At 53.0% G+C, this 21,757-nt stretch carries 18 protein-coding genes; 6 read left to right on the forward strand and 12 right to left on the reverse strand.

Annotated features, from left to right (window positions below; genetic code table 11):
- Nucleotides 1-47 precede the first annotated feature (47 nt).
- From CRP01_RS26130 to wecB, 6 genes are all read right to left on the reverse strand, one after another.
- Nucleotides 48-2,699, reverse strand: a complete 2,652-nt coding sequence (locus tag CRP01_RS26130; protein ID WP_222845817.1) for an ABC transporter permease — start codon at nucleotides 2,697-2,699, stop codon at nucleotides 48-50.
- Between the two features lie 80 nt (nucleotides 2,700-2,779).
- On the reverse strand, nucleotides 2,780-3,118 hold the full coding sequence (locus CRP01_RS26135) for a PadR family transcriptional regulator (RefSeq protein ID WP_099153070.1): 339 nt from the start codon (nucleotides 3,116-3,118) through the stop codon (nucleotides 2,780-2,782).
- A gap of 148 nt (nucleotides 3,119-3,266) precedes the next feature.
- On the reverse strand, nucleotides 3,267-3,728 hold the full coding sequence (locus CRP01_RS26140; protein WP_099153071.1) for a DinB family protein: 462 nt from the start codon (nucleotides 3,726-3,728) through the stop codon (nucleotides 3,267-3,269).
- Between the two features lie 70 nt (nucleotides 3,729-3,798).
- A complete protein-coding gene (locus tag CRP01_RS26145; RefSeq protein ID WP_099153072.1) occupies nucleotides 3,799-5,013 on the reverse strand; it encodes a hypothetical protein in 1,215 nt (404 codons plus the stop codon).
- 165 nt (nucleotides 5,014-5,178) lie between these two features.
- Entirely contained in the window at nucleotides 5,179-7,386 is a 2,208-nt protein-coding gene (locus CRP01_RS26150) for a DUF5916 domain-containing protein (RefSeq protein ID WP_099153073.1), read from the reverse strand.
- Nucleotides 7,387-7,554: 168 nt separating this feature from the next.
- The gene (gene wecB / locus CRP01_RS26155; protein ID WP_099153074.1) at nucleotides 7,555-8,718 is read right to left on the reverse strand and encodes a non-hydrolyzing UDP-N-acetylglucosamine 2-epimerase; all 1,164 of its coding nucleotides are present in this window, start codon (nucleotides 8,716-8,718) and stop codon (nucleotides 7,555-7,557) included.
- Between the two features lie 348 nt (nucleotides 8,719-9,066).
- Here wecB and CRP01_RS26160 point away from each other — a divergent pair, with 348 nt between their 5' ends.
- The 3 genes from CRP01_RS26160 to CRP01_RS26170 are packed head-to-tail and all read left to right on the forward strand — an operon-like array spanning nucleotide 9,067 to nucleotide 12,558.
- Nucleotides 9,067-10,932 carry an alpha-amylase family glycosyl hydrolase gene (locus CRP01_RS26160; RefSeq protein WP_099153075.1) on the forward strand — a complete coding sequence of 622 codons (1,866 nt, stop codon included), beginning with the start codon at nucleotides 9,067-9,069 and terminating at the stop codon, nucleotides 10,930-10,932.
- A gap of 30 nt (nucleotides 10,933-10,962) precedes the next feature.
- Nucleotides 10,963-11,610 carry an O-methyltransferase gene (locus tag CRP01_RS26165; protein ID WP_233752763.1) on the forward strand — a complete coding sequence of 216 codons (648 nt, stop codon included), beginning with the start codon at nucleotides 10,963-10,965 and terminating at the stop codon, nucleotides 11,608-11,610.
- Between the two features lie 3 nt (nucleotides 11,611-11,613).
- On the forward strand, nucleotides 11,614-12,558 hold the full coding sequence (locus CRP01_RS26170; protein WP_099153076.1) for a GNAT family N-acetyltransferase: 945 nt from the start codon (nucleotides 11,614-11,616) through the stop codon (nucleotides 12,556-12,558).
- Nucleotides 12,559-12,624: 66 nt separating this feature from the next.
- Here CRP01_RS26170 and CRP01_RS26175 read toward each other — a convergent pair whose 3' ends face one another.
- On the reverse strand, nucleotides 12,625-13,167 hold the full coding sequence (locus CRP01_RS26175; protein WP_099153077.1) for a GNAT family N-acetyltransferase: 543 nt from the start codon (nucleotides 13,165-13,167) through the stop codon (nucleotides 12,625-12,627).
- A 195-nt stretch (nucleotides 13,168-13,362) separates the two neighbouring features.
- Between CRP01_RS26175 and CRP01_RS26180 the strand changes: the two genes are divergently transcribed.
- Entirely contained in the window at nucleotides 13,363-14,796 is a 1,434-nt protein-coding gene (locus CRP01_RS26180) for a peptidoglycan-binding domain-containing protein (protein WP_099153078.1), read from the forward strand.
- Nucleotides 14,797-14,913: 117 nt separating this feature from the next.
- On the opposite strand, the gene CRP01_RS26185 is transcribed toward CRP01_RS26180, so the two are convergent.
- Together CRP01_RS26185 and CRP01_RS26190 are read right to left on the reverse strand one after the other, a co-directional pair.
- Complete coding sequence (locus tag CRP01_RS26185; RefSeq protein WP_233752764.1) at nucleotides 14,914-16,383, reverse strand: thioredoxin-like domain-containing protein; 1,470 nt, start codon at nucleotides 16,381-16,383, stop codon at nucleotides 14,914-14,916.
- A 53-nt stretch (nucleotides 16,384-16,436) separates the two neighbouring features.
- Nucleotides 16,437-17,513: an aromatic ring-hydroxylating oxygenase subunit alpha gene (locus tag CRP01_RS26190; RefSeq protein ID WP_099153079.1), complete on the reverse strand. Its 1,077-nt coding sequence runs from the start codon at nucleotides 17,511-17,513 to the stop codon at nucleotides 16,437-16,439.
- A 263-nt stretch (nucleotides 17,514-17,776) separates the two neighbouring features.
- On the opposite strand from CRP01_RS26190, the gene CRP01_RS26195 reads away from it, so the two are divergent.
- Nucleotides 17,777-18,778, forward strand: a complete 1,002-nt coding sequence (locus CRP01_RS26195; RefSeq protein WP_099153080.1) for an ion channel — start codon at nucleotides 17,777-17,779, stop codon at nucleotides 18,776-18,778.
- A 56-nt stretch (nucleotides 18,779-18,834) separates the two neighbouring features.
- Nucleotides 18,835-19,800: an endonuclease/exonuclease/phosphatase family protein gene (locus CRP01_RS26200; protein ID WP_099153081.1), complete on the forward strand. Its 966-nt coding sequence runs from the start codon at nucleotides 18,835-18,837 to the stop codon at nucleotides 19,798-19,800.
- Between the two features lie 108 nt (nucleotides 19,801-19,908).
- Here the strand turns inward: CRP01_RS26200 and CRP01_RS26205 are convergent, their stop codons facing one another.
- The 3 genes from CRP01_RS26205 to CRP01_RS26215 form a co-directional block, all read right to left on the reverse strand.
- A complete protein-coding gene (locus tag CRP01_RS26205) occupies nucleotides 19,909-20,175 on the reverse strand; it encodes a DUF4235 domain-containing protein (RefSeq protein WP_099153082.1) in 267 nt (88 codons plus the stop codon).
- Between the two features lie 102 nt (nucleotides 20,176-20,277).
- A complete protein-coding gene (locus CRP01_RS26210) occupies nucleotides 20,278-20,862 on the reverse strand; it encodes an O-methyltransferase (protein WP_099153083.1) in 585 nt (194 codons plus the stop codon).
- A 41-nt stretch (nucleotides 20,863-20,903) separates the two neighbouring features.
- Nucleotides 20,904-21,725, reverse strand: coding sequence for an alpha/beta hydrolase (locus CRP01_RS26215; protein ID WP_099153154.1), 822 nt, complete (start codon nucleotides 21,723-21,725; stop codon nucleotides 20,904-20,906).
- Nucleotides 21,726-21,757: the final 32 nt, after the last annotated feature.

Genomic DNA, 21,757 nt, shown 5'->3' on the forward strand with positions numbered 1-21,757 from the left:
GCCGGACCATCACCGCATCAATTATTTCGGGTTCAGGAGTTTCCCAATTATTCCTGTCCCAGGGCTTTAATCGGATTGTCCGTCGCGGCCCGTATGGCCTGATAGCTAATGGTCAGTACGGCGATCAGCAGTGCAATCGTTCCGGCAAAGGCGAACACTTCCCAGCCGATCTCGATCCGGTATTCGTAATCCTGCAGCCATTTTTTCATCAGGTACCATCCGAGCGGAACGGCGATGACCAGGGCGATCAGCACCAGCGTAAGAAAACCCTGGGTGAGCATTCTGAAAATATTGGGAACGGAAGCTCCCAGCACCTTGCGGATACTCATCTCTTTGCTCCGTTGCTCGGCCATAAAGGCGGACAGCGCGAACAGGCCGAGGCAGGCCACAATGATCGCCAGAATGGCAAAACTGGTAAAGATCTGTCCCATGCGTTTCACATCGGAGTACATCAGGGCGAAACTATCGTCCAGAAATTCGTAGCGAATGGTCTGATTGGGAGCGAAACGATCCCAGGTAGCCGTCAGATTATCGATGGCGGCGCCCATATCCGAAGTATTCAGCTTGACGGAAATGGCGGCCGGCTGGTCCGTTATGGCGATGCAAAGTCCTTCGATCTCGTTCTTCATATTTTCAAAGTGGAAATCTTCCACCACCCCGATCACTTCGCTTACAAATCCGGAGTTGGTGATCCTTTTCCCAACCGGATCTTCCAGGCCAAGCTCTCTGGCCAGGGTCTGGTTGATGATCACCGCCTGGGAATCCGTGGGCATCGCCACGGAAAAATCCCGGCCGGCGACCATCTTCATGCCCATCGTTTCGATGTAATCGTGATCCACCCGCCACATTTGGCCGTAGACCGGACTTTCTTCCTTCGTTTTGCCTTCTTTCCAGAAGCCGTTGCCATTCCTTTTGGTACCCACTACCGGCAGGTAATCGCTCAGGGTCGCATTTTCGACCGACGGTAGTTTCAGGAGTTCTTCCTTCAGCGCTTTCGTCCGGTCGCCGAGTGTACCGGCTCCCTGCAGCGTAACCACCTGCTCCTTATCAAAACCCAGTTTTTTGTTGAGGATGAAATTCATCTGCTGGTAGATCACAAAAGTGCCGATGATCAGGATAATGGAAGTCGTAAACTGAAAAACGACCAGTACATTGCGCATCTTCGAACTCTTACCGCTCCGGCTGAATTTGCCTTTGAGCACCTGAATGGGTTGAAAACCCGAAAGGTAGAGCGAAGGATACAAACCGGCCAGCAAACCGATCAGCACGGCCGCAACCAGCAGCAGGGGCAACAGCCACCATTCATTCGTAGGAATGACCAGTTGTTTTCCGGCAAGTTGGTTGAAATACGGCAGCAGCACCCAGGCCAGGGTGAGCCCGATAACAAAAGATAGCAGACTGAACAGGACCGATTCCGTCAGGAACTGATTGATCAAATGACTGCGGTAGGAACCTACCACCTTTCGCAGTCCCACCTCTTTGGCCCGGTTGGCCGACTTAGCCGTCGATAAGTTGATGAAATTGATACAGGCGATCAGCAGAATGAAACCGGCAATACCGCCAAACATCCAGACGAAGCGAATATCACCGTGGGTCAAACGATCGTGTATATTCTCCGAATAAAGGTGGATATCTTCAATGGGCTGCAGTTCGAAGCTCGCTTTCTTCAGCGTTTTTTCCGCATCGACATTACCGGCAGCGACCTGCGCCGGCAAAACGTATTTTTCCAGGATGCCCATCAGATTTTCCTCCAGCTGTTCGGGATTAGCATCCGGTTGTAGCCGTACATAGGTGTGGTAGTTGTTGGCACGCCAGAAATTTTGCTCTCCCGGCCAGAATTCCCGTCCGGCCATCGTCATCAGAAAATCGGGATGGATGTGGGAGGTCTTCGGGAAATCGGCCATTACCCCACCGACGGTCAGCGGTTCTTCTCCGTTGTTATCCAGTACCAGTTCCTTGCCCACCGGATTTTCATTCGGGAAATACTTTTCCGCTTTGCTCTGGGAAATCACCACGGTATTGGGTTGCGCAAGGGCTTTTTTCGGATCACCCTGTACGATGGGGATCTCGAGAATATCCAGCAGCTCCTGGTCCGCGAAAATGAATCCGGATTCAAACGTATTCTGCTGTTCAGCGGCGCGCCGCACTTCCCGGCTGCCCGCACCGAATAATTCACTGGAGAGAAAACGTCCGGCCGTTTCTACTTCCGGATAATCTTCGATCAGGGCTTTGGCCATTGGGGCGGGGAAATGTACGCCTTTCATGATGTCGCCCTCATCGTTCATTACGCCCAGAAGGCGATAGATGCGATCCTTTTCCTGATAACGCTGATCGTAGCGGAGTTCATCCCGGATGAATAATGCGATGAGCAAACAGGCGGCAATGCCCAGGGCGAAGCCTCCGATCTTAATGGCCGAAAACAGCTTTTGCTTAAACAGATGCCGCCAGGCGATCTTAAAGTTACTTTTTAACATGTCGGGTGATAATTTAAAATTCAAATGCTTAATAGTGGACAGTCGGAAGGATCGAAGGACATCCCAGATAAAGCGGCGACCCGCCTTTTTGGGATCACTGCGTTCGACCCTTTTATAAAATAATTCATAGGCATCGCCCTGGATCTCTTCCAGCAATTCCGGCTTACAGTACCATTCCAGGAATCTGTCGGCCCACCTGGGTGGATGGTGATCGGGTGATGACATGAAACAGTCGGTAATTTATGAGAGGTGAAAGAATGGGTCAGCGGTAGGAGCAGGCGGTGCAATAGCCGCTCCCCTATCGTTTACCCAAAAGAGATATTCGGAGAAAATCCCGGGATTTGCCGCCACAGGTTCACGCGTACATCCCGCACCTGGGTCAGCGCCATACTGCCCTCCTGGGTGATGCTGAACAGGCGTTTGCGGCGGCCGCCGCGCTCGGCGGTGGCTTCGCTCCATTCCGATTTTACAAACCCTTTTGATTCCAGACGCCTCAGGGCAGCGTGCACCGCACTGATATTTACGGAGCGGTTAGCCTCATCCTCCAGAGCTTCCATCACGCCCACACCGTAGGCTTCACCTTGTTGGACCGCAACCACCAATAATACCAGTTCTTCGAATTCTCCGAGATAGATCCTTTCCATTGAATTTCATTTACAAAAGTGAAAGTAATCCATTTCTTTCACTTTTGCAAACATTATGGAGCGGGTGGCCGCTACTGACTCACGAAAGGCGGTAATTTATCGACCAAATGATCCGGTTTTTCCAGCAAGACCATGCTGGCTTGGGAGCTTATCGAAGCAAGGAGATCTGCCCCAGGTGATAAAAATCGTGCTGGACCACGCCGTTGATAAGGAAGGCGAAATTGTAGGTTCTCTGGGGTACGGTCTGACCGAGCAGCGACTCAGGGCTTCGCTGCAACTGATCAATGATGGCTACGTGCAACTGGTGATAGTTCTTCCGGGCTTCGTCCCACATTTCCGGCCGGGCGGATGGGTGATCCGGATATTCCACGCCATCATTCTGGCTGAGCGTGAAAACGCTGTCGCCCTGCAATCTTTTTAACAGAAAGGTACGCCAAGCGTTTAGGTGCTGCAGGATCTCCAGGATGGAATGTCGGTTTTCCAGCTTTTTTTGGAGTGCGGTTGCCCCGTCGATCCCGTCGAGCAGATCTTGGGTTCCAACGGCGACCCAGTTGTTGCCGGAATAAAGGTCTTCCAGTTGTCTGATGAGAGCGCTGATAGTGGGTTGCATAGACAAAGCATTAATGAAGAAGGCCGTGAAAGAGTCCACAGCCTTCTTCCGGACAACAATCGGTCCTATATTAATTGAATTCGAGATCGTATTCCACTACCTCGCCGGCCCGGTCGACCATCTCGACCCGGTATTTGCCCTTCTTCAGTACGAGGTAGGTATTATCGTTCGGTGTGCTTAATTCAATGATGTCCATCGGCATCGCCTCCGGCACCTCGCCCACCGGGTAGGCTTTGACCAGCACGGGAAATTGGTCCTTTTCCAACAGTTCACTTTTCACCTTCACGAAGGTATGGTCCGGTAGGTGATAAAGCCAGTCCGGCCGGTTTTTGCGGTACTTCGTCCGCGGATGGTAGACCATGATATCAAAGTGATCTTCACCGGGTTTCCCGTTGAACACCTCTCCCGAACCGTTGATCAGTACGCTGACATCTTCCGCTTTCACCATTTTGTAATACGGACTTTCCGCATCCAGGAAGCGTTCGCTCAGCGCATCCTGATAGATGGTGAGTGGGTCGATATCGGAAAGCTGTTTGATCAGGTGGGCCATGTAGTAGGTATCTTCCCGCTTCGGGTAGTTGCTTTCGATAGCGTGGTACCAGCCGCAATGGATCACGACCTTGCCGTCCGGGTGATCTTCCATGAACTGCAGGATATTTTTCGCCTGCTGCACGTCCCGCTCCTCGCCGGAGGTGGCCCGTTCGTAGCCGAAAACCTCAAAACCCATTGCAATCGCCTCCCGGATCATGTTGCTCATCTGGGGTTCACGGGTATAGGTGCCGCTTACCGGACCGTTCAGCGGGTAACCCCGTTGCTGCAATTCCGTGTCCAGCAGGAGATTCTCCGGGTCTTCGATACTGGTATTCAGCGCTTCGATACCCAGATAACGGAAACCGTTCCCGTAAAGGGTGGCCAGCATATTGCGGGTGAATACCCGGTGCTGGATCTTATGGTGGGCTTCGCTGATGATCACCAGTTCTTCGTCTTTGGTACGCTGTTCCAGGTAGCGGTAGGCATTGACCGGCCGGTATTGCTGGAAATCCGCCTTTTCGGCGGCCGACATCGCATCCAGTCCCCAGGCCAGCGGCACTTCGTACTGATCCAATGCCTCGCGGTATTTCCCGATGTAGGTGAACAGGTAAGCCGCCGAAGCCTCGTGCAGCTTTCCGGCCTTCAGTTCCTCCAGGATCTGGTCACTGAATTTCAGATCGTACATCTGGATCCGCTGCGCCGGAAGGGCCTGCACCGTGAGCGCGATCAACAAGAACAGTATGGGATAACGCATAGTAATTTTTTTTCGCAAAGTAAAAGCTTTCAATTGGTTATCATATTTGATTTAAAGAACATTTAACGAAGAGCGGGGACTCACTCATTGCGTAGACCGGGGTTTAAATTATTAAGCTGATGTTAAATATGAACCGTCCGCCTTGAAGGTGGCCGGCTACTGCCCTTAATTGAGCCAATAGGACACTTTTGCGACCAGCGCCCGGTTTTTAATATTCCAGGGAGCCGGAAAATAATTATCCGTATACACGATGAACAGGTCCGAAACCGGCTGGTAGCGCCACTGTAGGCGGATGTTGGTGTTGAGGTTGTCGATCTGCTCGTTATACTGCACAAAAGCCGTCAGGAAAAGGGAATTCGTAAAGGTGACATCCAGTTTCGGGCCGATCAGGAAAAAGTCCACATCCTCGAAAGGCTCCGGGAACTGCAGGTCGTTGTAGGCCAGGTTCACGGAGATACTTCCGTAGGGCTGAAAGCGGAAATTAAGTTGCCCTTCCACACTGAAGCGGTCCCCGTTGAAAAAACCTCCGTACCCGACCTCGAAAGTATAGTTGAGCAATTTTCGGGCATCGGACACATAGCTGAGTTCCAGATTATTCCAGGTAAAAGCTTCGCCGGCATCCAGGAAATTCCCTTCCGAATTGGTCGGATCAAAGGGATCCAGCAGCCGAATGAACTGGCGTCCGTAGGCCAGTTGCAGTTCACTGCGGTTGAGGAATACCAGTTCGTAGGCCGCCCGCCACTGGTTATCCGTTTTGTTGAGTTCCGGATCAAAAATGAATTCGGTCTGTAATTCCGGACCGTGATTGGCGATCTTTTGGGATTTGGGATAGAATTTGTGCGCTACGCCCACACCGGTGCGGTGGAGTCCCGTACGTCGCACAAAACCCGTTTCCGCCAGGTAGTTCTCTCCCACCAGATCGTAATTGCCCTCTACCTGCCAGCGTTGGGTGCGGTATTCCAGGTTGGCGGAAGCCGCCAGTGATTTATCGTTCTCCCCGGGAGCCAGGGACTTGTGGACAAAGAACTTACCCACCCAGCGACTGTTGGCACTGGCCAGATTGTAGTCCACTCCCACAACGCGATTGTAGTCGTTCAGGCCTTCCGGGATATCCGCTTCGTCGCCGGTAAGCATTTTATTGACAAAGAAAACCCCAATGTTGGAGCGGGCGAAGATCCGTTTCTGCAGGGAAGCCACGGTAAAGTTGGCGGCCGGTATCTCGTCCTCCGCTCCGGTTTGCATGTTGAGCAGACCGATCCGCCACTTTTCGTTGAGCTTTCCACTCAGGCGCAGGCCGGCCCGTACCGGACTCTGTAAACCGATCCGGCGGGAAAAGAAAGGCCGCAGGCCGTCCTTCCCGAAACCGGTGAACAGGTCCTGATTTTCCAGAAAAAAGCGGCGACGCTCCGGAAAGAACAGCTCGAACCGATCCAGATTTGTCACCTGTTCATCCACGTCCACCTGGGAGAAATCGGGATTGAAGGTCAGGTCCAGATTGAGGGAAGGTGTGAGAGATATCTTGGCGTCAATGCCCGCGTCCACACTCAGCGGATCGCTTGTCTCGGTCTCGTGGTTCCTGGAAGTGCGCGCGGCCACGTAGGGGATGAGGGACATATTCAGCTTCGGTTTGGGCGGAGGGGCATCCCACTGAAGTGTACCCGCAAAAGCGAGATTGGCCGTCGGGAACTGCCGCGGCACCGGCGCCCAACTGGATTTTTCGTTGCCCTTCACATCCATCCGGCTGAAGTTGATCCCCCACTGATCCAGTCCGGCCTTGAACTGCAGGTTGCGCAGCGGGATCTCCATTTCGATCACCCATCGGTCCGAGTAATGTTTGACCGCCGAGGTCCATTTGCAATCCCAATCCAGGGAGACCGAACCTCCGTTCGACTGGATGCCGTCCCACTGGGCACCACCGGCCGAAGCGCCGAAGGAAAAACCATTGGTCTGGTCGTTGTAGGTATCAATGAAGATGAGAAAGTTGTCGTTCGCACCGAAGGAAAAATCCCGGCGGAGAGATTCGATAATATTGGGCCCCGGTACCCGCTCGTAGCAGGTGATCCCGAAATAGATATTCCGGTCGTCGTAGCTCATCATCACCTCAGTGGGCGTAGCGGCCAGGCCGGTATCGATGGGCAGTACGCGCCAGAAATCCCCGGCAATTTCGGCCGATTGCCAGGCGGATTCATCGAGCTGCCCGTCGATCTGGAAAGTGCTTTCCGCTTTCGTGATGTTTAAAATGTAATCAGCCCGGTTGGGAGTTCGGTTGTTTTGTCCCTGCAGCCGGCAGGGAATCAGTGTAAGGGTGAGCAGCAAAACGAGGAGGCCCCGGTAAGCTGCATACTTACCATCGGTAGTTATCGCTCTATTCATTGTTGTTTAAAGTTGGTCGTCAAAAAGGCGGATAAAGCTAGCAAGAATATTTGGAGACTTAAAAAAACCGGCTAAATCCGTACCGCTTTGCTTCCCAGGTACCGTTCGGGATTAAATATTGAAGAGCGTTTTGGGCCGCTTATTGACGCTTTGCGAGTTCGCTTGAGCTTAACGGGAAACCATTTCCCGTTCCAGGATCTCTTCGACCATCCGGCTGGCCGCCGCACCATCCCAGTATTCGGGCCGGCTGGGCGCGACCTCCAGGCTCAGCGTATGCAAATATTCGTTCCGGATGCGCTCGATATTGTTGCCCACCAATACACTGGCGCCACCGTATTCCCGAAGCGTAACCGGTCGTTCGGTATTCCAGCGCAGGGTCAGGCAGGGTGTTCCCAACACGCAGCATTCTTCCTGCAGGCCACCGGAATCGGTCAGCATGATCCGGGCGCCCAGGTTCAGGCGCATCATCTCGTGGTAGCCCAGAGGTTCCAGGAGTACCACGCCCGGATGCTGGAGTACGGCTTCCCAACAATCGAATGCCTGCAGTTGCTTTTTGCTCCGGGGATGAATAGGCCAGACCAGCGGCTGGTCGGCAGTCACTTCCGTCAACAAAAAATCCATGATGGGCATCAGGATCTGCCGGTGATCGACATTGGAGGGGCGGTGCATCGTCATTAGGGCAAATTGCCCGTCCCGCAGTCCAGTGACCGGATCCGGCTGGCCTTCGATGCGATTTTGGCGAACGATGGCATTCAGATCCAGTTCCTGGGCCTGATCGCGATTGGCTTCCAGCGTATCGATCATAATGTTCCCCACAAAGCGGATCTTTTCCGCCGGCACGCCTTCGCGGAGCAGGTTTTCTGAGGACATCCGGTCCGGGGTCAGCAGGAGGTCGGAGAGGCGATCCGTGACCAGTCGGTTGATCTCCTCGGGCATGCGCATATCTCCGGAACGCAGACCGGCTTCAATATGCGCCACCTTGATGTGGAGCCGCTTGGCGATGACCGAGCAGGCCAGGGTGGCGTTCACATCTCCCACCACTACTACCCAGTCGGGTTTTTCCGCCAGCAGGACCTTTTCGAATTCGATCATGGTCTGCCCCAACTGTTCGGCGTGACTACCCGAACCGACTTTGAGGTTGATGTCGGGTTCAGGGATGTTCAGTGCGGCAAAAAAAGCGGCCGACATCCGCACATCGTAATGCTGCCCCGTATGTACCAGGAGGTGTTGCAGTTCCAGACCGTAGGTCTGCCGCCGGACTTCCAGGGCACGGATGAACGGGGCGATCTTCATAAAATTCGGTCGCGCTCCAACAACGGAAATGATCTTCATACTTTTGGTTTTAGGATTTGGAGGAAATCCGGTTTTTGGGGAGGTGATAGTGATCGATTGACACCCAATATATACGGGGAGGGAGGCGCTTTTGGATGATCAGCTTATAAACAGAGCCCGGACTCTATTGTTGAAAAAAATATGGTCGGCCCGGTATAAGATCCCACTGATACCATCCATTCGATCCCCAATTTACGTCTTATCCTTACCAGACTCCCTATAGAATCTCCATTCTTCACCTAAATTTTGTCCCTGCTTAATATCTTTGCAAAAAGGACCCCGTCCGGAATTCATTCACCGGGTACATTTACGGATGTACTCTCCAGAAACTAAAAAGCTTAAACGACCATGATGCGATCCCTACCGTTCAGCGTGCGACCTTTCGCGCTGCTTTTTTTGATGATGTTTTCCTTAGCCCTCCACGCTCAGGCTGTCCGATTGGATAAAGTGGAACCACCCAACTGGTGGACCGGCATGCAGTGGTCCGAAGTGCAGCTCATGCTGTACGGCGATCAACTGAGTGGCTGTACCGCCCGCTTCACCGACGAACGTCTGGAGATCCGGGCGATCCACAGCGTACCCAATACCCATTATGCTTTCGTGGATGTCTTCATTCCGGAGGGCCTTCCGCCCGACGATTACACCCTGATCGTGGAAAATAACGGCAACGAAACCCGTATTGATTTTCCCATTTACGAAAGGGAACGCAGCGGGCCGCGCCATCAGGGTTTCAGTCAGGACGATGTGGTTTACCTGCTGACGCCGGACCGCTTTGCCAACGGCGATCAGAAGAACGACGACCTGCCCGGACTGGCGGATTTCAATCCGGAAGAGGCCGGCAAACGGCACGGGGGCGACCTGCAGGGTATTATCGACCAGCTCGACTTCCTGGCTGATCTCGGCGTTACAACGCTCTGGCTTAATCCTATTCTGGAAAACAACGGTCCGAACAGCTACCACGGTTACGCCGCGACGGACCTCTATAAGATCGATGCGCGTTTCGGCAGCAATGAAGACTACCGCCGCCTGGTCGAAGAGGCGCACAAGCGGGGCCTGAAGATCATATTTGACCACGTCAACAACCACATCGGGATCAATCATGCCTGGATGACGGACCTTCCCCGCCCGGATTGGGTAAACGGTTCAAAAGCGGATCACCTGACCGACAAACACTACCTCCTGTCCATCACCGATCCCTACGCCGCTCCCAACAGTGAGCAACTGCAGAAGTCGTTCTGGTTCGTGGACGATATGCCCGATCTCAATCAACGCAATCCGTTTCTCGCCAATTACCTGATCCAGAACACCCTCTGGTGGATGGAATATACCGGCCTGGACGGTATCCGGGAAGACACCTATCCCTATCCGGATCAGGAATTTCTGGCGGATTGGGTCAAGGCCATCCTTACAGAATATCCCAACGCCAATATCGTGGGTGAGATCTGGGCGCTCCAGCCCTCCTACATCGCCCAGTTTCAGAAGGAAAGTCATTTCCGGCGGGACTTTGAGACCAATCTGCCCTCTGTTATGGATTTTCCGCTCAGCGAAGCCCTGCGGTCTTATCTCCGCGGGGAAGGGCGCTTGCGGGATGTGTACGATGTGCTCGCCCAGGATTTTGTGTATACAGCCCCTGATCAGCTGCTCACCTTTATCGATAACCACGATATGACCCGTGCGGCCTACGAAGCCAAAGGCGACACCGATCGGCTGAAACAGGCGCTGACCATTCTGCTCACTACCCGCGGTATTCCCCAGTTATTATACGCCACCGAGATCGGTATGGTCGGCGGAGAATCCCACATCGAACTGAGAGCGGACTATCCCGGCGGTTTCCCCGGAGACCGGCGCAGTGCCTTTACAGAAGCGGGACGCACGGAACTCGAAAACGACATATTCCGCACTACCCGGCAACTCCTGCATTTGCGGAAGCAATACCCCGCACTGCGGCAGGGTCGGCTGGTACATTACCCCATGAACTGGAATAACAATGTTTATAAGTATCTTCGCCTGCACGAATCGGGGGATATCCTCGTGCTGATCAACGGCGACGATGCAGAAAAAAAGGTAGACCTTTCCGAACTGGAACCGCTGCTGGGCAACCGGCTACAACTGCAGGATCTGCTACAAGACCGGCAACTTAATTTATCAATCGATGAAGGGATCACCCTGGAAAAAGGAGGCGTACGGATCTTCCTGCTGCGGAACGGCCGCTAAACTCCCGGCTCATCATTTTAATTGAAGCGCATGGACATTCGCATGAACAGCCTGGTGAATGCTATCCAATACTACTGCGAACAGCATTCCGGGCAACCGGATGAAGTACTATACGAACTGGAACGCGAAACGGGTCTGAAAACCCTGGCCCCGCAGATGATCTCCGGTCATTTGCAGGGGCAGTTGTTGCAGCTGCTCAGTCAGATCGCCCGCCCCCGGCATATTCTGGAAGTCGGCACCTTTACCGGCTACGCAACGATCTGTCTGGCCCGCGGACTGGCCGAAGGCGGCCGAATGGACACCATTGAGGTGAATGCCGAACTGGCCTACATTATCCGGAAATATCTGAAAAAAGCCGGCTTGAAGGATCGTGTGCAACTGCACATCGGCGATGCCCTGGAGATTATTCCCCGGCTCCCCGGGAACTTTGATCTGATCTTTCTGGATGCCGGCAAACAACACTATCAGGCCTATTACGACCTGCTAATCGACCGGATGCCCAGCGGCGGCCTCCTGCTGGCGGACAATGTGCTCTGGAGCGGTAAGGTGCTGCACGAAAAACAGGATGCGGATACGGCCACGCTCCACCAGTTCAACGAAATGATCCAGGCCGACGAACGGGTGGATAAACTGATGCTTCCGCTGCGTGACGGTCTTTATGTGATCCGCAAAAAATAGCAAATGTCTAACCGGGACGCATACCGTAGTTTTTGCCGGGAGATCCCCGATCTGCCCGTTTTTATGGAACCCTGGTACCTTGATGCGGCCCGGAACGGGGAAAGTTGGGATGCAGCCCTCGTCCGGGACGGAGATTGCACGGTAGCGGCCCTCCCCTATTTTACCAAGAAGCAGTACATTTTTAACGTCATTACCCAGCCGGTATTCGTCAAACATCTGGGCCCGATCCTGCATCCCGATCGGCGGGACCTCAGTGATCAACACAAATATTACCGGCAATTGATCGAGCAGCTACCGACGGTGGATTGCTTCAAGCAGCATTTTCATCCGGGCGTCAGCAACTGGTTGCCTTTTTACTGGCAGGGATACCGACAGACCCTGCGGTACACCTACCGACTGGACATCAGCGATCTAGACCAGGTGTGGTCCGGCATTACCGGTAATAAACGCCGGGAGATCGCTAAAGCTGAAAAGCTACTACAGCTCCGGCACGACCTGCCGCTGGAAGCGCTCTACCGGGTCAATAAAATGAGTTTCGACCGCCAGCAGATCGCGATCCCCTACAGCCTGGATCAGCTTTCCCGTCTCGATCGGGCGCTGGATGAACACCAGTCGCGTCAGCTATTTTTCGCCGTAGATGATAGCGGGAACATCCACTCCGTGGCCTTCCTCATCTGGGACCGCCAACGGGCCTACTTCCACCTGGCCGGAGATGATCCGGCTCTGCGCAAGAGCTACGGCGGCTTTTGGCTCATCTGGCAGTGTATCCGCTACGCTCACCTGTCTCTCGGACTTCGGGAATTCGATTTTGCGGGTAGCATGTTGCCCGAGGTGGAACCGATTCGACGACGGTTCGGCGCCCACCAGGTACCGTATTCTTTTGTGTGGAAATATCATTCGGGCCTGTATGCCGGATTGGATTGGATGAAGGAACGGCTGGGCATTTAAAGCCGTTTGGATATTCTGGAACATTGATCTGGAGGCCACAGCCGGCACCTGTCGTGGCACAAGTCCTTATAAGTCCTTTACCATGTACCACATTTTCGCCAATTCCGGATCCCGCATGGCAACCTTGGTGTAAGCCGTAGCGCCGGAGATCTCAAAACCATGTTTTTGGTAGAATTGGATGCTCTCCGTACTGCTTTGCATGGATTCCAGCCAGAGATAGGTACAGCCGTCCCGCCGGGCCTGTTGCAGGGCACAGGACATCAAGCGACTGCCGGCGCCCTTGCCCATAGCGCGTTGCAGGAGATAGATGCGGTTGACATAACCACCTTTCTGTTCCCTGCCGGGTAACTTTTCCTTCCGAAAGTACATTAAATAGCCAAGGGGCTGCCCCTCTTCTTCCACCAGCCAGATCATCCCGTTTTCGTCTTCCAGTGTGTCCCGAAAAAATTCCGGCGTGTAGGCAGAGGCAAAAAAACGGTCCAGACCTTCCGGAGTCCAGAGGTAAGTGAAATGCTGGCGGTAGGCTTCCATGCCCAAACGAGACAACAGATGGCAGTCCTCCGGAACCGCCCGGCGAATGCTGATTGACGGGGAAGATGAGGCATTCATTTTTCGAAGATGATTAACTGGATAGCGGCTCCGGCGGCTGCAATTTCGGGAGCCGTTAGTAACAAAACAGATAGTTTTCCCAATATACTGGAAAAACCTTAATTTAACGGGAGCGTTGCCGAACCGTGGCCATCCCTCCGGTAGCAGTCGGGCAATCCGCAAATTTTATTTTAAAGATCTAATATCCTAACACCTATGACCCCTATCCTCCAACTCAAACAAGTTTTACATCTCGGGCTTATTGACGAGCAGAACGCCGCCGCCTTCGAGGCCCAGCGCGAAGACTATTTCAAACGCTATCACGAAAGATTCTGGGGCCTGGTGGGCTCCTCCACCCGTAAGAAATTCCGCGGAGAAGGGAGTGACGAATGGGTCAGCCCCCGGTCCATCCCCGGCGATGATGTTAAAAACCTGCAGACCTTTCTGAAAAAACGCGGCTTCATGCCGGGCGCCCGCGTGGATGGGGTCTACGGCTACTGGACCCTGGCTTCTGTACGCCTTTTCCAGGAGTACGTTCGCACGGTGGAGGGACTCGCCGAGATCGGCATCCCCGACGGACGGGTGGGCAGCGGTACCCACCGACACATGATGCGCTGGGAAGAACAGGACCTCTACTGCAAATGGGGACCAGATCAGCGGGAAGATGACAATGGCCACTTTGCCTGGACCCAAACCAGCCCCGAATACGATCTCTGGATGGAGGTATTGCCTAAGATCCGCGACCAGTACCTCGAAGCGCTGTCCGGACTTTCCGGGCCTGCGGAGGAACTTTCCCTCCTACAATTGCAGGAACTGAACGATTTTGATAAACCTTCCGATAGCCGGAAAGTGGCCGACTGGTCTTTTGATCCGAAAGATATTCACCTCATTGGCCTAAGATGCAACCACGAAGTCGGCCTTTCCAACCGGGGGAACGATGATCTCTTCATCCTGCTGATGAACGGCATGGTATTCAAATTCTGGGGATCGACCGACCCCAAGCCGGCCAGCAGTAAAGCCAATGAGCCCTATCTGGTAGAAGGCCAGCACAAATACCGGTTGAGCTGGCATAAGGTCACCGCCGCTAACAAAGTCTATAAGGCCCTAGTGCCCTACCAACACGGCGTACTGGTATTTCGGGACTGGAACGGAGACGATGCGCTCAGTGAGGATGATATCCGGAAAGGTCTCAAGTTCAATCCGACCGGCATCGCGGAACTCAGCAATCCCAACAGCACCATCAATATTCACTGGACCTCCGACGGGCGCAGCAACTGGTCCGCCGGATGCCAGGTCATTTCCGGGCGCAGCTACGTCAATCAGGATGGGAAACTGATCGATTGCTCCAAATTTTCCGCCGGCAGCTACAGCCAGCTTTCCAACGTATCCACACCGGGCGTTTCCCACAACCGGGGAGCTTACACCTTCATTTCCGATTTCGTTTTTGCCTACGCTCCTCCGGGAATCGACTACGTCGTGTATACCCTGGGGCGTGACGAACACCTGGAGAAACTGGCGGATCCCAATCTGCTCAGTACACTGGCCAACCAGAATGTACTGGAACACCTGATCGCGGAGAACGAAACCGGCCAGGACTGGGTCAAAAATCTGCTGTCGATCATGAAGGATCCGGGCAATGCGGTGGTTTAAGGTTAACCGGGATTTGATGTAGAGTGAGCAAAGCAAAAGGCTTGACGAGATGATCTCGCCAAGCCTTTTGCCGTTTAATTTCCCGGATATTGGGTTGGCATGGACAACCGGATTTCTCTAGTTCGTCATATCGCGCTCCAGAACGGTAGCGATCTGATCCACTTTCAGGTTTTTCGCAATGATGGTCCGCTGCGGATCCAGCACGTAGATCTCCGGCGTGTGGTCTACGAAGTAGGTCGCGTAGATCGCCTTATTCGTCGGATCGTGCACGTTAATCCAGTTACCCAGGCCATTCTTCGCGATGTAGTTTTTCCACTCCTGATCGTTCGTATTCAGGGCGATGGCGTACACCTCTACCCCTTTGCTTTTCCACTGCCGGTACCATTGCACCAGTTTGGGCGTTTCGATCGCACACTGGTCACAGTTGGGATCGAACATGTAGACGATCACGTAGGGTGATTTGATATCCGATATGGCCCGCATATTACCGTTCGGGTCCATGGCCCTGACGTCCGGTCCTTTTTGTCCGACCAGACTTTGCGCCATCTCGTGGGCCCGCAATTGAATGGCGTAGATCTCCGTGGAATCCGACCAGAAAGCCCGGTCGTAAGTGAAGTAATTCTGGGCCATATGCACAAATACCGCCTGGGGATCCATGAGGGTGGTCTTGTCCGGCTCGTATTGGAGCATGATCCAGTTGGCGAAGTACTGGAAATATTCCGGATAGTCCAGCACCTTATCGACGAGGTGGCTGGCTGCTTTTCTGATAGAATCCGGCTGCTGTGCCGTCAGTTCACTCATGTAGCGCTTCAGCTTATTGGAGATCACCGGGGTAGACAACAGACGTACATCACTGAAGTCCACATTATCCCAGAACTCCCGCCGGTATACCGCTACCTGCGCCTGGGAATCCATACTGCCGTCCGGATTGCGAATATCTTTCAGGTCGGGGTTCTGTCCGGCCGTTTTAAAGCTCACGAACAGGGAATTCGGATATTTTTGCTGCAGATCCGCAATATAGGCTTTGCGTTGGGCCACCAGGGCATCCTGTTGCTCCTTGTATTGCTGGTACTGGGCGGAGCCCTGCTGCACGGATTGTAATTTCTGATTGACGTCCACGAATTTCGGGTTCTCAACCGCCTCGTAGCGCATATTTTCGTAGAACAACTGCGTTTCCAGGTTGCCTTCCACCTGCAGGTCTCCCGCCAGGTTCCCCAGATTGGTGGTGATCTTGAACTGCTGATCCCGGTCCATCATGATCTGGAAGTTGGTATTATCGGGCAGTACGATGAAGAAAAAACCGGGCTTATATCCTTCGGAATTTTCAAAAACAAAATGTCCCTGAGCGTCCACGGTCGCGCGGGCCGCCAGGTAATTCTGATCCGTGTACATACCGATCAGGCGGGCTTCGCCGCCCGTTAAACCGTTCACCTGTACTTCGATGCGGGGAGGATCGATCGGGGTCGTATTGGCCACCCGTTGCGCGGGAGCCGCTGTGCTGCCAGCGCTTTCGGCCGTTCCCTGTGGTTTCGTTTCTCCGCAGGCAAAAAGGGAGAAAACCACCAGAAGAGAAAATAGATATTTCATGGATTTAATAATTTTTTGCAAAGGTAAAATATTTTTATATAGTGGCAGAACCACTATAGGAAATCCGCGATGAGGCGATGGAAGTGGTGGACGCCCTGTTCCATACTCGGGGAAAATCTTCCCTGCCGGTAAAAACGGCTCTTCATACCCCGCTGGACGCTTTCCACTACGGCCTCGTCTTCCATTTCCGTTTCGTGCAGGTTGTTGGCCGACCGTTCGAAGGGAGTATCCCGGAAATAATAGGTCCGGAAGCGTACGCGGGTACGGTCGGGGCCCAGAGGTTCCACGATGTTCAAAGACAGTCCCCAGGGGTAGAAATTGAACATCATATTGGGGAACAGCCAGTAGTAATAGGCGTAGATCTTCCGGCCGTGGTCGGCGGCTCCGGGCGGGATATCGAAATACGGTTCGCCCTCGCCGGCAACGGCCGTCTGCAGATTGCAGTAGGGATACACTTCGTAGGCGTATTGCGCGAAATCCACAGCCTGGTTCAGCGCCGGATGCACAAAGGGGATGTGAAAACCTTCCAGATAGTTATCACAGTACAGCGCCCAGTGGGTATTCACTTCGTAATCCACACTTCCCTCCGCACGAAATTCGAGCGTATCCAGCGGCAACCAGCTCAGGCGTTCCCGCATCGGACGCGTCATCTCCTCCAGACTGCAAACCGGATCGAGGGCCACAAAACCCAGGCCCAGCCACTCCTCGTAGGGCAATTGGTGGAGGTCGTCTTCCCGGGAGGGGAAATTCTCCACCTGCTCGAAGGCCGGCATGGAGCGGAATGAACCGTCCAGCCGAAAACAGCGACCGTGGTACCCGCAGCTTAACAAACGCATCTTCCCGGCGGATTCCACGACGATCTTACCGCGATGGGTACAGACATTGGATAAACAATAACGCCGTCCATCCGTACTGTGGGTAAGCACCAGCGGTTCGTCCAGAACGCCGTCCAGCAAAGTGAAAGGCAACACCTGACCGGGTGCCGATACCGCAGCGACATCAGCCACGTAGTGCCAGGTCCGCGCAAAAATGTTTTCCTTTGTACGTTCGAACCATGCCGGATCCCGGTAAAAGGAAGAGGGCAGGGTGTTGGCCTGCCGGATATCATTGTGTATCTTTAATGAAGCCATACCGGATATTGATTAAGCGTATGTTTGGGAGTTATTAATCGGCCTGCAAACGCCCATTTTTTGTTTATACTTCAGCTATTTTTCGGTTCGTACCTACCCAGTGTGCGCCTTAAATAAGCTTTCCCGACACTTCGTGTACGGGACAGGCTGCCTAAACAAAAAATTGACTGCTTTCGCCTCAAAGAAAAAATCCCAAACATACTCTGAAACATGAAAGGTAAAAATTTCACCGAAATCGATCAGCAACTGACGTCAAAAACGATATGAAATTATCTGACCTGCCCAATCCGTTCCGACGTACTCCATCTACTCCGGTGGAAAATGATGAGAATCAGGACGACCTTGGCTTCGGCGAAAAAGTCATTACCGCTGAGGGACGACTCATCAATCAGGACGGTTCCTTTAATATCCGGCGGCGGGGCTACCAGTCCTGGGCGCCCTACCAGAATCTGGTAGAAATGCCCTGGAAGGAATTCGCCTTGATGGTCTTCCTCTTCTATATGGTCATCAATGCCCTTTTCGCGCTGGCCTTCATGGCCTGTGGCCGGGCCAGCCTCAGTGGAGTCGATCTGGGTAGTGACCTTTTCACCTTTTTTTCCCAGTGTTTTTTCTTTAGCATTCAGACCTTCACTACGGTAGGTTACGGTTCGATCAGTCCGGTCGGATTCATTCCCAATTTCATTGCGGCCATCGATGCACTCGTCGGTCTGATGTCTTTTGCCCTGGCTACCGGGCTGGTATTTGCCCGTTTTTCCAAACCAAAAGCACAGATCCTTTTCAGCAGCCACGCCATCATCACCCCTTACCGGCACCGGCAGACGGAGGAAATGATGAACAGTCTGCAATTCCGGATCGTCAATACGCGGGATAATAAACTGATCAATCTGCAGGCCACCGTGATCATGACCTGGCTGGAGGTATTAGCCGACGGGAAACAGATGCGCCGCTACACGACGCTGCCCCTGGAGCGTTATAAGGTTTCACTACTGCCGCTGAACTGGACGATTGTCCACCCAATTGATGAGAACAGCCCCCTGTACGCTATGGATGCAGCGGACCTGATCCGCAACAACACGGAGATTATGATCATGATCCAGGGTTACGATGATACCTTCGCCCAGAATGTGCACACCAATAGCTCCTATTCCTGCCGTGAGATCAAATGGGGCGTCAAGTTTGCCGGTATGTACCACGCCGAAGACGGCGAAACCATTTTGGAACTGGATATGCTGGATACGGTGCTGGCACTGGACGAAGAAGAGTGAACATCGCCCCGTCCGGGCAAGTTGTAACAGCGTAGAGCCCCGCAAAGGTATTCCCAATGGAAACCCTCATTTACGCCCTTACTTACGTTTTTCTGCTGTTCTCCGTCATTCCTCTTTTCCCCATCGAAAGGTGGTGGACCAGGTTCCTGGAATCCCTGCGCCCTCTGAAAATAATCATATTATCTGTCCTTTTCTTTCTCATTCTTTTCCTGTTGCCCTGGAGTGGGTTTAAATTCATCAGCATGCTGCTGATCACCGTGATGGTCACTGTCCTGACCCGAGAGATCATCTTATATACGGCTTTCAGCCGCTGCGAGATTATGGACAGTACGGAAAAGGAGCCCCACATTACGGTGCTGCTCCACAACATCCTCATGTCTAACGACAATATCGACGCGCTGGAAAGATCCGTTGATCTGCACGATCCGGATATTTTACTGCTTATTGAATTTACGGAACAATGGCAGAAACTGGCCGACGGGTTACGCGATCGCTTTCGGGATTATCTGGAATATCCCCTGGAATCGGGTTATGGCCTGGCGCTCTATTCCCGCAAAAAGCTAAAGGAAAAGCATATTCGATTTCTGGTAAAAGAAGATATCCCTTCCGTCGATGTGATCACGGAAGGAAGTAACGGCCGAAGGATCCGGGTTTTCGGCATTCATCCCGCACCGCCCGCACCGCAATTCGAATACGATACTCCGACCAAGGATCAGGAGGGATACGAAGTAGCCAAACTGATCAGGAAATCAAAGATCCCGGCGATCGTAGCCGGTGATCTGAATGATATCAACTGGTCGAGATACATCAAGCGGTTTAAAATGGATTGTGAGATCCTGGACCCGCGTATCGGTCGGGGATTCTTTCCCACTTTCCACGCCAACAGACTACTGATCAATTATCCGCTGGACCACATTTTTGCCAGTAAAGATTTTGACCTGTACAATTTTGAACGCGTCCCGCTGGATGGGTCGGATCATCACGGCTTGAAGGCGGCTCTGGTATTACGGGAAGAGGGTTAGGTTAAGCGTTTGGGTAGGTGAGCAGTTTGGATATGAGGTGGAGCATTTGGGGAAAGGAGGCAGCGACAAGGTGAACACGCGGCTTCCTCTCCCTCTATAGTTTATCGTTTAATCGTATTGATCACTGATCAGTTTTTGGCCGCCATAACGCTTGATGGCGATCCTGACGCCGTAGATCACCGTACCGGTGATCAGGGCCCAGCTCAGGGCTTTTGGCCAGTTGACATCACGGTCGATAACGGCATTGGGAGGATCTTCTTGAAAAGTTCTTTTATAGCCGGATTCCAATCCTTTCTTTACTAAGAGGCCGGTGCCGATGGCAGCGGCGGTAATGGCTAATTCTTTGGCTTGATCTTCTGAGGGTAAAATGTCCATTTCGATATACAAATTTTATAATAACTTACTCTTTTATAAGGCATTTGTCCCCTCTGATGTTCACTAAAAAGGCAGGAATCCGGTCGCTGAGGCCCCGGCGACTTATACTTCCGTCCGAACCGCCACGATCACACCGGTCGACCAGTTCATTTTAGTCAACCGGAGATCCGGACGGTTCTCCAGGAAGCTTATTAGATGATCGGCTTTTTCCGCGTGTCCTTCCGGCCAGTTGGGCTCCGGTAGCATATCGTCAATAACGTAAAATCCACCGGGTCGGATCAGATCCAGGGTTTCCTCCAGGTCAAAATACTTTCCGGGCCAGGCATCGGCAAAGATCAGGTCAAACCCTTCCCCCTCATAGTCCCGGATCCACGCTCCTCCGTCCAGACATAGAATCTCCAGTTGGGGTACTTCCCCGAAAAATTCGCGGGCAATCTCCGCCAGTTGCGGATCATTATCGATAGTGGTCAGATGGGACTGTTCATCCATGCCGTCGAGCATCCAGCTCAGGGACAGGCCGATGCCGGTACCGAGTTCCAGAAAGCGGCCACCGGGTTTTGCACTGATCAGGGTCTTCAGCAATGTACCAATGTACAGATCGGAAGGCATGGTAAAGCCGATCTCCTCGCAACGTTCGAGCAGACGGGGATAGATCTCGGGAATATCCCGGATATTCGCGTCATTCATGTTTCAGGTTTTAGAGACGGAGATTAATTTAGGGATTTAGATCAATCTTTGGCAAAGATCTTCTGAAAGGCATCATAAACCGCCAGGTGCAGCGTATCGCCGTGGGTAAGGGCCTTGAAAAAACCGAAATACACGTCTTCACCGTTCGGCTTTAGCGATCTGACCTTTTCAAATAGCGCCCGCGCTACACTTTCCATGACCTTGCCTTCTTTTCCCACACCGATGTAAACCGAGCCCGGCGCTTTCGGCCAGGACGGCTGGTATTGCAACAGCGATTCATCATCCCACCACAAACTCGGACTGATGATGATGTAATGATCAAAGAGCGTTGGCTGTTTAAACAGGATCTCCGTAGCCAGCAAACCGCCGAGGGACTGTCCGATGAGCGTTGTGGTGCCTTCGGTGAGGAAGCGATCCTCGATCAGCGGTTGTAATTCTTCGTTCAAAAACTGCGTAAACTTTGCGGATCCGCCACTGGTCGGAAAATCCTTCTGGTCCTGCTGGTTGGTAGTAGGGTAAGTAAAATCCCGCTTCCGGTCTACATTCGCGATACCGACCACAATGGATTCCGGCAGCATATCGATCCAGGGAAAATTACCGAATTGTACCAATCCGGCAATGTGAATAAAATCCTCATCCTGGGAGCCGTCCAGAAGGTAGATCACCGGATAGGTCCGGAGAGAGTCCTCGCCGTAGCCGGGAGGCAGGTACACATTAAGCGTTCGGTCTTCATCCAATACCGTCGAATAAAATTCGAGGGTTTCTCCGATGGTGAGGGGTCGACTCCGGAGGTCGGGATCAGATTGAGCAACCGCCAGTTGAGTCAAAATGATCAAAACGGTACAGAGGAGCAATCGGCACATTAGCCATTTGTTTTTGAGTTCGGAAATCATGA

The organism is Flavilitoribacter nigricans DSM 23189 = NBRC 102662, assembly GCF_002646595.1.
GTDB classification, from domain to species: Bacteria; Bacteroidota; Bacteroidia; order Chitinophagales; family Saprospiraceae; genus Flavilitoribacter; species Flavilitoribacter nigricans.

Coding starts and splice junctions, on each gene's coding strand:
- CRP01_RS26130 (WP_222845817.1), bottom strand. CDS start 2,699: ATGTCATCACCCGATCACCATCCACCCAGGTGGGCCGACAGATTCCTG.
- CRP01_RS26135 (WP_099153070.1), bottom strand. CDS start 3,118: ATGGAAAGGATCTATCTCGGAGAATTCGAAGAACTGGTATTATTGGTG.
- CRP01_RS26140 (WP_099153071.1), bottom strand. CDS start 3,728: ATGCAACCCACTATCAGCGCTCTCATCAGACAACTGGAAGACCTTTAT.
- CRP01_RS26145 (WP_099153072.1), bottom strand. CDS start 5,013: ATGCGTTATCCCATACTGTTCTTGTTGATCGCGCTCACGGTGCAGGCC.
- CRP01_RS26150 (WP_099153073.1), bottom strand. CDS start 7,386: ATGAATAGAGCGATAACTACCGATGGTAAGTATGCAGCTTACCGGGGC.
- wecB (WP_099153074.1), bottom strand. CDS start 8,718: ATGAAGATCATTTCCGTTGTTGGAGCGCGACCGAATTTTATGAAGATC.
- CRP01_RS26160 (WP_099153075.1), top strand. CDS start 9,067: ATGATGCGATCCCTACCGTTCAGCGTGCGACCTTTCGCGCTGCTTTTT.
- CRP01_RS26165 (WP_233752763.1), top strand. CDS start 10,963: ATGGACATTCGCATGAACAGCCTGGTGAATGCTATCCAATACTACTGC.
- CRP01_RS26170 (WP_099153076.1), top strand. CDS start 11,614: ATGTCTAACCGGGACGCATACCGTAGTTTTTGCCGGGAGATCCCCGAT.
- CRP01_RS26175 (WP_099153077.1), bottom strand. CDS start 13,167: ATGAATGCCTCATCTTCCCCGTCAATCAGCATTCGCCGGGCGGTTCCG.
- CRP01_RS26180 (WP_099153078.1), top strand. CDS start 13,363: ATGACCCCTATCCTCCAACTCAAACAAGTTTTACATCTCGGGCTTATT.
- CRP01_RS26185 (WP_233752764.1), bottom strand. CDS start 16,383: ATGAAATATCTATTTTCTCTTCTGGTGGTTTTCTCCCTTTTTGCCTGC.
- CRP01_RS26190 (WP_099153079.1), bottom strand. CDS start 17,513: ATGGCTTCATTAAAGATACACAATGATATCCGGCAGGCCAACACCCTG.
- CRP01_RS26195 (WP_099153080.1), top strand. CDS start 17,777: ATGAAATTATCTGACCTGCCCAATCCGTTCCGACGTACTCCATCTACT.
- CRP01_RS26200 (WP_099153081.1), top strand. CDS start 18,835: ATGGAAACCCTCATTTACGCCCTTACTTACGTTTTTCTGCTGTTCTCC.
- CRP01_RS26205 (WP_099153082.1), bottom strand. CDS start 20,175: ATGGACATTTTACCCTCAGAAGATCAAGCCAAAGAATTAGCCATTACC.
- CRP01_RS26210 (WP_099153083.1), bottom strand. CDS start 20,862: ATGAATGACGCGAATATCCGGGATATTCCCGAGATCTATCCCCGTCTG.
- CRP01_RS26215 (WP_099153154.1), bottom strand. CDS start 21,725: ATGTGCCGATTGCTCCTCTGTACCGTTTTGATCATTTTGACTCAACTG.